Source organism: Peribacillus sp. NPDC006672 (genome assembly GCF_050274955.1).
Lineage (GTDB): Bacteria > Bacillota > Bacilli > Bacillales > DSM-1321 > Peribacillus.
Genome location: NZ_JBNNOR010000012.1, coordinates 97191 through 111129 on the forward strand (window position 1 = coordinate 97191; position 13939 = coordinate 111129).

At 41.0% G+C, this 13939-nt stretch carries 17 protein-coding genes; 9 read left to right on the plus strand and 8 right to left on the minus strand.

Going from position 1 to position 13939, the window contains the following annotated elements; all coding sequences use genetic code 11:
• The first annotated feature begins 17 nt into the window (after positions 1-17).
• Together recX and ACQKKK_RS19085 are read left to right on the plus strand one after the other, a co-directional pair.
• Complete coding sequence (gene recX, locus ACQKKK_RS19080; protein WP_427618231.1) at positions 18-815, plus strand: recombination regulator RecX; 798 nt, start codon at positions 18-20, stop codon at positions 813-815.
• A gap of 75 nt (positions 816-890) precedes the next feature.
• Positions 891-1202, plus strand: a complete 312-nt coding sequence (locus ACQKKK_RS19085) for a YfhH family protein (RefSeq protein ID WP_125163529.1) — start codon at positions 891-893, stop codon at positions 1200-1202.
• 37 nt (positions 1203-1239) lie between these two features.
• On the opposite strand, the gene ACQKKK_RS19090 is transcribed toward ACQKKK_RS19085, so the two are convergent.
• Entirely contained in the window at positions 1240-1395 is a 156-nt protein-coding gene (locus tag ACQKKK_RS19090; RefSeq protein WP_034305387.1) for a small, acid-soluble spore protein K, read from the minus strand.
• Positions 1396-1508: 113 nt separating this feature from the next.
• Between ACQKKK_RS19090 and ACQKKK_RS19095 the strand changes: the two genes are divergently transcribed.
• Positions 1509-1775 carry a YfhJ family protein gene (locus tag ACQKKK_RS19095; protein WP_061461729.1) on the plus strand — a complete coding sequence of 89 codons (267 nt, stop codon included), beginning with the start codon at positions 1509-1511 and terminating at the stop codon, positions 1773-1775.
• Positions 1776-1831: 56 nt separating this feature from the next.
• Here ACQKKK_RS19095 and ACQKKK_RS19100 read toward each other — a convergent pair whose 3' ends face one another.
• A complete protein-coding gene (locus ACQKKK_RS19100) occupies positions 1832-2809 on the minus strand; it encodes a metal-dependent hydrolase (RefSeq protein ID WP_427618233.1) in 978 nt (325 codons plus the stop codon).
• A gap of 205 nt (positions 2810-3014) precedes the next feature.
• Between ACQKKK_RS19100 and mutY the strand changes: the two genes are divergently transcribed.
• Positions 3015-4133: an A/G-specific adenine glycosylase gene (mutY, locus tag ACQKKK_RS19105; RefSeq protein WP_427618235.1), complete on the plus strand. Its 1119-nt coding sequence runs from the start codon at positions 3015-3017 to the stop codon at positions 4131-4133.
• Between the two features lie 123 nt (positions 4134-4256).
• Here mutY and ACQKKK_RS19110 read toward each other — a convergent pair whose 3' ends face one another.
• Positions 4257-4481 carry a hypothetical protein gene (locus tag ACQKKK_RS19110; protein ID WP_061461732.1) on the minus strand — a complete coding sequence of 75 codons (225 nt, stop codon included), beginning with the start codon at positions 4479-4481 and terminating at the stop codon, positions 4257-4259.
• A gap of 68 nt (positions 4482-4549) precedes the next feature.
• Here ACQKKK_RS19110 and fabL point away from each other — a divergent pair, with 68 nt between their 5' ends.
• The 5 genes from fabL to ACQKKK_RS19135 all read left to right on the plus strand — a co-directional run bounded on the left by fabL (position 4550) and on the right by ACQKKK_RS19135 (position 9310).
• Positions 4550-5299 (plus strand): enoyl-[acyl-carrier-protein] reductase FabL, encoded by a 750-nt coding sequence (fabL, locus tag ACQKKK_RS19115; protein ID WP_427618237.1) that lies wholly within the window; start codon positions 4550-4552, stop codon positions 5297-5299.
• Between the two features lie 82 nt (positions 5300-5381).
• On the plus strand, positions 5382-5666 hold the full coding sequence (locus tag ACQKKK_RS19120) for a gamma-type small acid-soluble spore protein (protein ID WP_427618239.1): 285 nt from the start codon (positions 5382-5384) through the stop codon (positions 5664-5666).
• Between the two features lie 602 nt (positions 5667-6268).
• On the plus strand, positions 6269-6523 hold the full coding sequence (locus ACQKKK_RS19125; RefSeq protein ID WP_061461735.1) for a YgaB family protein: 255 nt from the start codon (positions 6269-6271) through the stop codon (positions 6521-6523).
• A 233-nt stretch (positions 6524-6756) separates the two neighbouring features.
• Entirely contained in the window at positions 6757-7287 is a 531-nt protein-coding gene (ntdP, locus tag ACQKKK_RS19130) for a nucleoside tri-diphosphate phosphatase (protein WP_048685440.1), read from the plus strand.
• A gap of 274 nt (positions 7288-7561) precedes the next feature.
• Positions 7562-9310: an ABC transporter ATP-binding protein gene (locus ACQKKK_RS19135; protein WP_427618241.1), complete on the plus strand. Its 1749-nt coding sequence runs from the start codon at positions 7562-7564 to the stop codon at positions 9308-9310.
• A 118-nt stretch (positions 9311-9428) separates the two neighbouring features.
• On the opposite strand, the gene ACQKKK_RS19140 is transcribed toward ACQKKK_RS19135, so the two are convergent.
• The 5 genes from ACQKKK_RS19140 to ACQKKK_RS19160 all read right to left on the minus strand — a co-directional run bounded on the left by ACQKKK_RS19140 (position 9429) and on the right by ACQKKK_RS19160 (position 13847).
• Complete coding sequence (locus ACQKKK_RS19140; RefSeq protein WP_427618242.1) at positions 9429-10349, minus strand: EamA family transporter; 921 nt, start codon at positions 10347-10349, stop codon at positions 9429-9431.
• Between the two features lie 295 nt (positions 10350-10644).
• Positions 10645-10986, minus strand: a complete 342-nt coding sequence (locus ACQKKK_RS19145; RefSeq protein WP_427618243.1) for a hypothetical protein — start codon at positions 10984-10986, stop codon at positions 10645-10647.
• Positions 10987-10999: 13 nt separating this feature from the next.
• Entirely contained in the window at positions 11000-11530 is a 531-nt protein-coding gene (locus ACQKKK_RS19150; RefSeq protein ID WP_318685485.1) for an NAD(P)H-dependent oxidoreductase, read from the minus strand.
• An 18-nt stretch (positions 11531-11548) separates the two neighbouring features.
• The gene (locus tag ACQKKK_RS19155; RefSeq protein WP_427618276.1) at positions 11549-13153 is read right to left on the minus strand and encodes a DHA2 family efflux MFS transporter permease subunit; all 1605 of its coding nucleotides are present in this window, start codon (positions 13151-13153) and stop codon (positions 11549-11551) included.
• 55 nt (positions 13154-13208) lie between these two features.
• Entirely contained in the window at positions 13209-13847 is a 639-nt protein-coding gene (locus ACQKKK_RS19160) for an HlyD family efflux transporter periplasmic adaptor subunit (protein ID WP_427618245.1), read from the minus strand.
• Positions 13848-13939: the final 92 nt, after the last annotated feature.

Sequence of the window (13939 nt, forward strand, 5' to 3'; positions counted from 1 at the left end):
GGATGGGGGTGGATTTTATGCCAAACATAACAAAAATAACAACCCAAAAAAAACGTAAAGATCGTTATAACATTTTCATTGATGAAAAATATGCTTTCAGTGTGGACGAAGAGGTGCTATTGAAATTTCATTTGAAAAAGGGGACGGCACTCGATGACCTGCTCCTAGCTGAAATACAGTTCCATGATGAAATCCAAAAAGCATTTACTGATGCACTTAATTATTTATCATACCGGATGCGTTCGGAATCGGAAATTCGCCTTTATTTAAAAAAGAAGGAAACGGAAGAGCCGATTATAAAGGAAGCGATACATAAGCTATACAGCTTTAACTATTTAGACGACCTTGAATTTGCCAAGGCTTACGTACGGACCCATGTGAACGGAGGCAATAAAGGGCCCACTACCCTTAAGCTCGAGCTCAAGGAAAAAGGGGTACAAGAAAAGTTGGTTGTCGAGGCATTGAAGGAATACCCCTATGATATTCAGATTGAGCATGCAAGGAAACTTGCTGGAAAATCGGTCAAAAAGGAAAAAAACATTTCGGAACGGGCATTAAAGCTAAAAGTTGAACAAACCTTGTTACGGAAAGGTTTCCCGAGGGATGTCATCCTTGAAGCACTTGAAGATGTGGCGGTGGAAAAGGATGAAGATGAACAATGGGATTCGCTATGCCACCATGCCGAAAAAATGAAACGCAGATATAAAAACCATGAAGGCTTCGAATATGAACAAAAAATGAAGCAGGCATTATACCGAAAAGGTTTTTCTATAGAATTGATTGAGCGTTATCTTTCCAATCCTGAAATGGAATAAGTGCATCGATAGCCAAATCACAAAATTTTGTTTAATATAGAAGTAAATTAATATTTCATTTAAGGAGCCATATATATGAGCGACGTAAGATACAGCAAGTTGTCGGCCTATGAACTGCAACAGGAAATTGCAGCATTGACTGAAAAAGCGAGAAAAGCAGAGCAATTGGGAATGGTAAATGAATTTTCTGTATTGGAACGGAAAGTGACGATGGCCAAGGCCTATTTATTGAATCCCGATGATTTCAAAAAAGGTGAAATATACCAAATTGAAGGCGATCCCGGTGTCTATTTCAAAATTGATTATATGAACGGTGTATTCGCCTGGGGTTACCGCTTGGGTGGAAGCGGTAAGGAAGAGGCACTGCCAATTTCAATGTTGAAATAAAAAGGAACCGGGAAGACCCGATTCCTTTTGAATTGCCTTAATTCGATCGCTCGTTTGATGCTTTCATTCGTTCTTGAGGGTGTGTATTAATACTGCCATCTGCACGCTTTGAAGCATATCTTGCCTTTGCACGAGGCTCGCCTTGGAATTTATTATTGTTTTGGTTGGGGAATCCTTTTTGTTTATTTCGCAAGTTTTTCTCCTCCAGGCATCAGATTAAAGAAAGAAGCGTTTCCGCTTACCACTAGTATGGGTAAGTGACAGTATAGTTCATTCTGTAAAAATATTGGCAATGAGGTGGTTCTAATGAATGATTACCATGAAAGATTAACCAAGAAACTGCTTGAGAAAAATGACCACATCACGTATGAGCAAGCTTTGACTTGGGTGGAATTATTATGGGAAGATTTCGAAGCGACCTATGCAAAGGCTGGACATGAATATGCCGGAGAAGAAATGACATCACGTGTTGTTAGGACCTGGATCGATAACTATGGTGAGCATTTCCACGAATTCATTGCAAAAAATCCTAAATATCAACATTTATTAAATCAGCAGAACCGATTGCATTAAAAAAGCTGATTCCAGAGGGATTCTCTGGAATCAGCCTTTTTTCAGATAGGCAGCGACTATAAAATAATATTCAATTTCTTCTGCAACTTCGCTTCGCTAAAGATCCAACCGGTATACGAATTCAAGATATTCAAATCGCTGTCTAAATGGACTACTGCTACAAACGGGTAATAACCATTGCTGCGATATCTTAAATCGATAAAGCGGACTTCATAATATTCTTTTTTCTGCTCGATTTCAAAGCGGTAAACCGGAGAAAAGGACAGAAAGGCAGCCAAGTTGATATCCTTCTTGGCGACTTCGAGAATTTCACTTTCAGGTAATGGCACTCGATCAAACGTATCAAGAATCGTCACATACCCATTATCGGCCCGCGCTACATAATATTTCTTTTCGGTAATCACCGCAATTTTCCAACGGTGAAAACGCATGGTCGGTGATAAAAGAATTTTCCTTGCTCCAGGAATTTGTTGCTTAACGGCTCTTTTAATGAAAGTTTGTTCCCTGAATCTGGAAATGTAATAGAGAACAAGTATTCCGTAAATCGAGAGAAATAAATAGCCTGGAGGAAATCCAAAGCCCCATAATATAAGGCCGCCAACATGTATTCCAAAAATGAACGGGTCGAATGTATTGATTACCCCTAAAGCTACCCATTTTGACGAAATCGGCCTAAGAGCCTGGGTCCCATAAGCATTGAATATATCCACGAATACATGAAGGAATACGGCTAAAAAGGTCCAAAGCCAAAGGTGAAGGTAATTTGCTTCAGGTATGATGGCGAAAATTGCTCCGCTGATAATCAAGGGCCAAAGTAAAACAGCGGGAATGGAATGCGTGATACCACGGTGGTTTCGTATATATACAGCGTTATTCCTTAATTTTAAAACAGTGTCAATGTCTGGAGCTTGTGATCCCAATATCGTCCCTGCTATGACTGCACTTGCAGTTACTGGGCTCTGCGCAATGACAGGATCTAATGTGGCAAGACCTCCAAGAGCAATTCCCATGACAAAGTGAGTACCTGTATCCAAAAAACTAACCTCCCTGCCACAATTTGAAAAAAATGGTCTTCTCTCATCATACCGTATTTATATATTAACCATCAAATGAATATATTTATCTTATTTTCGTGCACCAATACAAATAAATGGATATGAACATGATATTAAAAAAAGAATGACCTACTATAGGTATTCCCATTTTTGATAAGAGTGTAACATCTTTGGAGGAACTGATGTGAAAGAAATAACGATCCCGACAATAGAAAAAATAAAAATTGATGATTTTCAGAAAGATTTAGTTTGCTGGTTTCTTGAAGAACAAAGAGAATTGCCATGGAGGGAAAATAAGGACCCTTACCGGGTTTGGGTTTCTGAAATAATGCTGCAGCAAACGAGAGTGGACACGGTGATTCCATATTTCAACCGGTTTGTGGAATGGTTTCCCACACTAGAGGATTTTGCCATTGCAGATGAAGAGAAAGTCTTAAAAGCTTGGGAAGGGCTCGGATATTATTCACGTGTAAGGAATCTGCATAGTGCCGTTCAGGAAGTGAAGGCTTCCTATAATGGGATTGTACCGGACGATCCTGAGGAAATTTCCAAATTGAAAGGTGTCGGCCCTTATACAGCTGGTGCGATTCTGAGTATCGCTTATGGCAAGCCGGAGCCAGCCGTCGATGGAAACGTCATGCGTGTTTTATCAAGGATATTGATGATATATGAAGACATAGCAAAGCCAAAGACTAGAAAAACTTTCGAAGCTGCCGTCAGAAAGTTGATTGATCATGATCATACTTCTGCCTTCAATCAAGCCTTGATGGAACTGGGGGCATTAATCTGCACACCAGGTAAGCCTGCCTGTCTATTATGTCCCGTTCAAAGTCATTGTCTTGCATTTGAAGCAGGGGTTCAGTCGGAACTGCCGGTAAAAATCCAAAAGAAAAAAACACGGGATGTACCAATTGTGGCTGCCGTATTGACGAATGAAAAAGGTGAATTTTTGATTCACAAGCGGGCTTCTGAAGGATTGCTAGCGAATCTTTGGGAATATCTGAATTTCGAGAACCATTCATCCCTACAGCATAAAAGGGAATTCTTCGAGAATCGGTTTCAGGAAATGTATGGTGTCAAACCGGAAATCACAGAATCACTTGTGAGAATTGAACATGTTTTCTCCCATCTTGTTTGGAAAGTGGACACGTATACGGGAATGATCAAAGAAGCCATCAGTGAAGAGACATTAAAAGAACACCAACTAAAGTGGGTGAGTGAAGCAGAGATGGAGGAGTTCGCATTTCCGGTTTCCCACCAAAAAATGATAAAGGCCTATAAAGAAAAAGAGCGTATTGAATAAAGGTTTGGATGGGAGGGCGTGAAGATAGTCAAAAGTAAATAAAGGCGCTAGTGATAATCAAAGAGGATATCAGCTAAGATATCCTCTCAGTTTGTTGATTTTCAATGTCATATCCGTATAAAATCAATCGTAAATGGTTTTCGTTCCATGAGTATAATCGGCTTCTTGCCTATTAAGTCCGCCCCTATTTTCAATTTCTTTGACGATTTCGCTATGGATACTCTGTCCTTCTTGGTTTAAATAAGGTACCATTTGTTGAAGGGAGTGATGAAAATAGGCTAGTTCACTATTTTCCCAATCCGATTTTTTCATCATCGACAATTCTGTCATATCACGTCCAACATACATAACAGTAACACTCCTTTTATAAATGATTTTTATTACTCTGTGTTTACTCAGAAAGGATGAATAAACGAATGGAACAAAAAGTGGCACTCGTTACAGGTAGCAGTAAAGGTTTAGGTAGAAGCACGGCAATAAGGCTTGCAGAGGAAGGTTACGACCTCGTTATTAATTATGCCCGGAGCAAGTCGAAAGCATTAGAAGTGGCAGCTGAAATTAAAGCGTTGGGGCGTAAGGCTCTTGTAGTCAAGGCAAATGTAGGTGACGTTGCGAAAGTGAAGAGCATGTTCGAGGAAATCGATGCTTATTATGGACGTTTGGACATCTTCATTAATAATGCGGCATCAGGAGTGCAGCGGCCATTGATGGAGCTTGAAGAATCACATTGGAACTGGACCATGGACATCAATACAAAAGCCCTCCTTTTCTGTGCACAGGAAGCGGCGAAATTAATGGAGAGGAACGGCGGAGGGAAAATCGTCAGCATCAGTTCACTAGGGTCCATTCGCTATTTGAAAAATTATACAGCTGTAGGTGTTTCCAAAGCTGCACTAGAAGCTCTGACAAGATATTTAGCAGTCGAACTCGCTGCGAAAAACATTTGTGTCAATGCCGTTTCAGGCGGTGTGATCGATACGGATGCCCTGAAATCCTTTCCGAATCGGGATGAAATGCTTGCTGAGGCGGCAGAACAGACTCCTGCTGGACGGATGGTCGAGGTGGAAGATATGGTGAATACCATCTTGTTTTTAATTTCGGATGGAGCTAGTATGATTCGTGGACAAACGGTTATAGTTGATGGAGGCATTTCGTTGCTTGTTTAATATAATTGGAAAAATTTAAATGTTTTTAGTTGGATAACACTCCATCTTAATGGTTATCTTATTATCGTGGAGGTGATTATCAATGGCTAATAACAATAAATCACAAGCAGGTACTGACGTTCAACAAGTGAGAAAGCAAAACGCGCAATCTCAGCAAGGTCAAGGCCAATTCGGTACTGAGTTTGCAAGTGAAACAAACGTTCAAGAAGTAAGACAACAAAACGCGCAATCTCAGCAAAAAAAAGGTCAAGGACAAGCTCAAGGTCAAGCTCAAGGTCAATTTGGTACGGAGTTTGCTTCTGAAACTAACGTTCAAGAAGTGAAACAACAAAACCAAAAATCTCAAAGCAATAAAAACCAAGGCTAATTGCTTTTTTAAAAACGAAAAGCATCCTTCTTTTGTAGACAAAAGGGGTTCGGAATTAAAACATTCCGAACCCCTTTTGAAATTCCTTTTGAATTTTGCTCCATATTAAGGAATTGGATCACTACGAGCCCACTATGTTTGGCCATTTTTGGACCTTGCCATGTCCAATTGGCCATCTTCTTTACATTCATGGCAGCGAAATATAGGCAAAAGAGGTTCTATCTAAATGTTATAACAAAGTTGATTGGATCGGGTGTGCGAGACTCCTGCGGGAAAGCGCGTCTAGGGGAGACCCCGCAGGCGCAAGCCGAGGGCGGACCGCGAGTGCCCTACGTTCCAATCAACGTTCAAATTGTACAAGCCATAAAAAAACACCCCGTAAATGTTAGTTTGGTGTCTAACATTTACGGGGCAGTTCAACTCGATTTTCATCGAGTTTGTCTACAGTCTGAGGCATCCTTCTTTTGAGGATGCTTTTCTTTTTTTGCCTCCATTGAATTCGACAAATGTTTTGTTGTGTTTACATTTTATGTCAAAGGAAAAACCGGATAAAAATAGAATATACATACTATAGAAAAAATACAGATTAGGAGGGTGCATTCATGGAGGAATTTAACCGGCTTATAAACAATCAGTTGAAAACGATGGATAAGCTTTTACTTTTACAATCCGAAATCGAAAGATGCCAAGATATAGAGAAGCAACTCCTTGACCAGCAAGAGGAGAGTGAAGCAGTCACCATTCAGGAAGAGATTCAACTCAAAAAGCAGGAATTGAAAAGTATCCATGATATGTTCGAGAGGCAAACGGAGGAAGTCATCCGTTATTTTCAACAAGGACAGGCTGCAATACAATAAATAACTGGCTAATTTCTAAGTTAAAATGGGTGGATGGTCAGACTTTTTTGACTTATTTACACATTTTCACAGGGAGATTAGCCACTTTTGTTTTAAATTTATGAATAAATCGCTATAATATAGGAATATAGGGTAAATGGAAAAAAGTATATATTTTAAATACACACAACAACTGCAAACGGAATAGGGCACAGTACGCTGTCAGGGTGTCTATAGAAAGTAGGGAGAGATAAATGGGGATTGTTCCTGCCGAAGGAGGAAAAATCCAAATCCATAGCTATAAACATAATGGACATATCCATCGTATCTGGGAAGAAACAACCGTTTTAAAAGGGACCCAAAATCTGGTGATAGCGGCGAATGACCGTACTATGGTAACGGAATCAGATGGAAGGACCTGGATTACGAGAGAGCCGGCGATTTGCTATTTTCATTCAAAGTATTGGTTTAATGTTATTGGTATGTTAAGAGAGGACGGGGTTTATTATTATTGCAACATCAGTTCTCCGTTCACATACGATTCGGGAGCATTGAAATACATTGATTATGACCTGGACATTAAAGTATTCCCAGATATGACGTTTAATTTGCTGGATGAGGATGAATATGAAAGGCATCGGAAAGAAATGAATTACCCAGATGCCATCGATTCAATATTGAAACAAAACGTTGACTATTTAATTTATATGATACGCCAGCGAAAAGGACCATTCTCCGCAGAGTTTATTGATAGTTGGTATGAACGCTTTTTGACCTACCGATGAAAGAAATGCCTGCTGCTTAAATAGCAGGCTTTTTCTATTGTGTACCATACCTACCACTGATCGAACCATCCAAGAAAGCAGGAACGATTTTTTTAAATATCCAGGATATCTTTAAACCCTTGCTCCTATAAATGTGTATGCAAGATATTGAATGGAAATCTTTTTGATAGTTAATCTTCGAAAAGGAAAATATAATTGAAAAGCGCATTTAAGATTTCAAGCAGGCTGTTATTAATATTTTGATGTAATGAATCAGAGAAATGGGAGGAGTTCCGTGGAGAGCATTAAGAGATATTTGCAATTCGTTAAACCGTATAAATGGCAGATAATCGGGACGGTATTGATTGGACTGCTAAAGTTCGCGATTCCGCTTTTGCTACCATTGCTCAGTAAGTATATAGTGGATGACATCATCGGAAATGGTGACCTGTCCAAAGCTGTGAAGTCCGAACGCCTTTTATGGGCAATGGGTATCATGCTATTCATTTTTGTTGCGGTTAGACCGCCGATTGAGTACTACCGGCAGTATTTCGCTCAATGGACAGGAACGAAAATCTTATATGATATTCGAAATGATTTATTTACTCATATACAGAAATTGAGCTTTAAATATTACTCCAATACGCGAGTGGGCGAGGTCATCTCAAGGATGATCACGGATGTGGAACAAACGAAGAACTTTGTCATCACGGGTTTGATGAACCTTTGGCTGGATATAGCAACGATTATCATAGTGATAGCCATCATGTTTACGATGGACGTGAAGTTAACCATTGTTTCCATCATCATGCTTCCATTTTATGCATTTTCAATTAAGCATTTCTTTGGCAAGTTAAGAACCTATACAAGGATCCGGTCGCAAGCGTTAGCGGATGTACAGAGTCACCTTCATGAAAGGGTTTCAGGGATGTCAGTCATCAAAAGCTTTGCGATAGAAGACAGGGAACAGGAGTTGTTTGCGAAGCAAAACAAGAATTTCCTGGATAAGGCCCTGAAGCATACGAGTTGGAATGCTAAATCATTTGCTGTCGTGAATACGATTACGGACATTGCTCCCCTGCTAGTGATAGGTTTTGCCGGTTATCAGGTTATTCATGAACAATTATCGCTTGGTACCATGGTTGCTTTCGTCGGTTTCATAGACCGACTTTATAATCCCCTAAGACGATTAGTTAACTCATCGACGACAATGACCCAGACATTGGCATCAATGGACAGGGTTTTTGAGTTTGTGGATGAGAAGTATGATATTGATGATGAACCAGGGGCGAAAGAGCTAGAGCATGTAGACGGCAGAATTACCTTTCAGGATGTTTCGTTTGCTTATGACGAGAAAGAGGCACCCGTTTTAAAACATATAAATTTGGATGTTAAACCAGGAGAAACGATTGCACTTGTTGGGATGAGCGGCGGAGGGAAATCCTCGATCGTCAGTTTAATTTCCCGTTTCTATGATGTGACTGAGGGAAGAGTATTATTGGATGGGACGGATATCCGTAAATATCAAGTCCGCAGCCTAAGAGATAAAATCGGGATGGTGCTACAGGATAATATCCTATTTAGTGAATCGGTTAAGGCCAACATCCTTATGGGTCGGCCCGATGCAAGTGATGAAGAAGTATTCGAAGCCGCAAAGGCTGCGAATGCCCATGACTTCATTATTGGTTTAAAAGATGGGTATGAAACGAAAGTCGGAGAGCGGGGAGTCAAATTATCCGGAGGCCAAAAGCAACGGGTTGCCATTGCAAGGGTATTTTTGAAAAACCCGCCTATCCTTGTGCTGGATGAAGCCACATCCGCTTTGGACTTGGAGAGTGAACACTATATCCAGGAGGCGCTTGATATTTTGGCGAAAAACCGGACCACCATCATCGTGGCTCATCGCTTATCAACCATCACACATGCCAATCGGATCGTCCATATCGATAATGGGGAAATTACGGAAACGGGAACACACGAAGAACTGATGAAAAAGCAAGGGCATTACTACAGCCTATTTCAAGTGCAACAATTGGATTCTTAAGGAAAAAGGAACGCCAGATTATTTCCCGCCTATGAAAAATCCACAAGAAAGACCATTCCACTAACGGGAATGGTCTTTCTTATTATAATGATGAACTTTACTAACCGGGGCGTAGCATTTATGAAATTCTTTTTTCATTCCGCAATTTTTTCCTGCCAGGAAGAAGTTGCGGAAGATGCTTTATTCCCTCAGGCAAGGCGATGCCGACGATGATCAAGCACATACCGAACCATTGCAGTGACGTAACCTGTTCATTCAAGAAGATGACTGAAACGACCATCGCTGAAGGCAATTCCGCTGCACAAAGGATCGTTCCAAGCCCAACCCCCACTTTTGGCAAACTGACAGCAAAGAAAAAGAAGGGAACAAGAACACCCAAAGTGCCGAGTAACAAACCGTAGTACCATAGGTTCGTTTGGACAAGGTTCGTAACAAGCGTGACGGGGTTAGTCGTGAATACAGCAGTCAGCATGGCACCCGTTGCAATGAAAAACAACCGTTTCATTGAAGACTCCCCAACTGCGAATTGAGAGTTGCAGTACATGTATAGCGCAAAAAGCAACGCAGACAATAGTCCGAACAATACTCCTTTTAGGCTTATGGAAGATAGAGGCTGACCAAAGATTGCCCCTGCCAATAATGTACCGATAAAGAGAACGAATATGGCTATAAGTTTATTTTTATCAGGGCGCCTTTTATTTAAGAAGCTTTCAATAAGGACGCCTATCCAGGTAAATTGAAATAAAAAGACAACGGCAATCGATGCGGGAAGCTCTGATACGGAAACGGCATATGCCTTTCCGACGAAAGTGGACATCATGCCCGTGAATAATAGTAATCCGGCACTCTTCCATGAAACTTTATATTTAAACGAAAAAAGAAATAAAACGGAGACAATCAGCCAACCGACGAGGTATTGACTGCCGACAAGCTCTCCAGAAGAATGGCCATCCATAAATCCAAACTTGATCATGGTGGATAATGTGCCATATGAGATCGAACCAATTAAGACCATTATGATATATTTCAAAAGTTGCATGTTTTTCACCCCTATAAAAATAAAAATCGCCACCTGCCAAAAAGGCAAGTGACGAACGAAAAAAGGAAATCCTTTTAAAATTCCGTCTCTCAACAAAAGCTGAGTTTAAAAAAATGTTTGTTTTGCATTAACTTAGCTTAAATTCTTTGTGAATATTTGTCAACCAGAAAAATAAGTAAAGTCTGCAACTCGATCTTTAAGCTGAAGGCGTGTTAGAGGGAAGAGAGGATCCTTTCATGGCATATAAACAAAAACCCCCAAAAAGGCAAATATGCCGGATGGGGGGAGGCGTGTTTCAGTCGCCATTTTGCTGGAAATCTTCCAATGTACCACGGTATTCTTCGTCTTTCATTTTGCGAAGGTTAGACTTTTTTTCTATATGTGGCTCATCATTAGGCTTTTGATTGTGAAGCTTGGAAAGTGCCGAACGATAATCCTGATCTTTCATTTTCAATTCATCATTTTCTGTTGGGACGATGATTTCGGAAATGGGATCATCCGAAGAAGAAGCGGACTCTTCCAACGGGATCTCTTCCTCAACAACCGGTTTATCTTCAGGTGTCAAGGCTTTGATATTGAATGTGATCAAACCCGTAATCGCTAAAATGGCAACGATGATAATTAAAACTATGCCCATTGAATTAAGCCTCCTAGAGCTCGTTTGTGAATGAACGGGTGACATGGGCTACCCGTTTTCCTAATGCTTCTCCAAGCTGTAAGTCATTTTTTGTTATGTTGTCGTCCACACCGGGAGGGCAGCTTATCCCTACACCATAGTAGGATCCATATAAGGCGTTTTCCGGGACCGTACCGGGTAAGCCGACAATGATCATGCCTTGATGAAGCATAGGGGTGATTAAGTTCAGCATGGTAGCCTCAAGCCCGCCATGTATGGTGGCAGTTGTACAGAACACAGCACCCACTTTATTGATCAGCGCACCTTCTGCCCATAGATATCCAAGTTTATCAATCCACGTTTTCAAGCTCGAACTGATGGTGCCGAAATGACCCGGACAGCCCCAAATGATGGCGTCCATTTCCTGAAGCTTATAGACATCCGCCTCGTTTACATGGTCAATAAGTACCTCAGCCCCAGGAACCGCAGCAGCACCTTGAGCTATTGATTCGGCAAGTGCCTTCGTATGGTTACCTTCACTGTCATATACAACATAGATCTTCATTCTAATCCCCCCATTTAATTAAATCGATTTTTTTACTGGCGAAGGCAGCAAAGGTACATCCAATTTTTCTTGTTTAGCTTGTTTGATTGCTTTGTCCTTCCGAACGTCACGTAAAAACAGTGAGAGAACTATACCGGCAATAGCAAAACCTGTTGCCCAAAAGAATGCATCATTGATTCCCATTACATTTGCTTGACCCTGGATTTGTGAAGAAATCAGCGACATAGCAGTCTCCTGTGCCTGCTCACTAGTTTGATTCATCGAACTCATGATGGATTGAACGATTGTTTGGAAATTCTGAACAAAACCGGGATCACTCGTACTCATTTCCGATCCTAAAGCAGTACCATGGAAAGAAGCACGGGTTGTATAAATGGTCGTAACGAAGCTCGTGCCAATGGCTCCGGTAACTTGTTTCAGCGTATTGCTCATTGCCGTACCATGTGTATTCAAATGCTTAGGAAGCTGATTCATCCCAGCTGTCATGATTGGCATCATCAGTAAAGACATTCCAAGTGAGCGGATGGCATAGATGATGACCAAAGTGGAATAGGCAGTTTCCGTAGTCAATTTTGCGAATTCGAAGGTTGTAATAGCAGTAACCGCTAAACCAACAAGTGCTAATGGACGAGGTCCGACTTTGTCAAATAATGCTCCTGAAATGGGTGACATCACCATCATCACAAGGGCTCCGGGTAACATCAATAGACCGGATTGAACTGGTGTGAATCCTCTTAGAGTCTGTAAATATATAGGTAATAAGAATATCCCGGTAAACATGGCCACTGTGACGATAGCGGAAATGATATTCGATAATACGAACATGTCATACTTAAATACACGGAAGTCGAGCATAGGCGTTTCCGATTTTAACTGTTGAACCACAAATAGGGTCAGAAGGATAAGCCCAATGATGATGGTTCCCAGAACGATGGAATCCGTCCAGCCTTTAGATCCTGCTTCACTGACACCGTATAGTAACGATGCAACACCTATCAAGGATAGTGAGGCACCCAACAAATCCAATTTGATTTTCTTGGGTTCTGCTACATTACGCATACTTATAAAGGCAAGTGTCATGATAATCATGCCTAATGGCACCATTGCGTAGAACATGACCCGCCAGCTATATTCCTGAATGACCCAACCTGATAAAGTCGGCCCGATGGCAGGGGCAAACATAATGGCCAGGCCAAAGATTCCCATTCCTTTCCCGCGCATTTCTGGAGGGAAGATGAAAAGAATGATTGTCATGACCAATGGCTGTAGAATCCCGCCTCCCGCCGCCTGAATCAGCCGACCTGTAAGGATGACGGGGAAATTTGGTGCGATGCCGCAGATGAATGTTCCGACGGTGAAAAGAAACATGGCTGCGAGGAATAAAACCCGCGTGCCAAACCGTTCTATTAAAAAAGCGGACAGTGGAATCAAAGCCCCATTCACGAGCATGAATCCAGTTGATAACCATTGAATCGTAGTCGCAGCTACATTAAATTCGGCCATCATCCTCGGCATGGCGACACTAAGCAGGGTTTGATTCAAAATGACCATGAACAAACCTAGCATTAAGATAATTAACATGGGGGCAAACTGTTTCATTCCCTTGTTTTCATTTACTGATATTGTTTGAGAAGCCATTTAAGGAAAGCCTCCTTTCTATATAACTGTGTGTGCTGGTTTATTTTGTTGAAATTTTCACTTCTGCGTTCATACCAGGCAGAACTTTATCGGAGGGTGCTTTAATGGAAATTTTAACTGGTACTTTTTGAGTGACTTTCGTATAGTTTCCGCTGCTGTTTTGATTGCCCATCACTGAAAAGACGGAAGTTGTAGCATAACCGATTTGTTCCAATGTACCTTCGAAAACAGTATCGGGATCTCCATCGATGATAATATCGACGCTGTCACCTTTTTCAATATCCTTCAATTTATTTTCTTCAATATTAGCTGTTATGGATAAATCGTCCATATTGATGGTTTGAGCAAGAGTTTGACCAGCTTGAACTAGCTGCTCATCATGCACTTGTGATTTAACGATTGTACCTTGTGCTGCTGTTTTTACTGCTTCTTTTCCGTCTAAGGTGGTTACATAGGCAACTTTGTCATTCTTATTGACGCTGTCTCCTTCGTGTAAGTCCCAATCTGCTAATTTGCCGGCAGCGGGGGCAACGATTGTATATAGATCTCCCGACACTTTCGCTTCATCCGTTTTAATGAAATTCGTGCTTTCATAATAGTAATAAGCCCCACCAGCTACTACCGCTAATATAATAACCAAACCAATGACATTGATTAAAACTAAACGTCCTCTATTCACTTATTTCGCCTCCAAAAATATATTGATGATTGATTCTTGTAATCCATTGTTGATTCACTTTCATTAAATGACTTCACCTATTTGATTGCAGC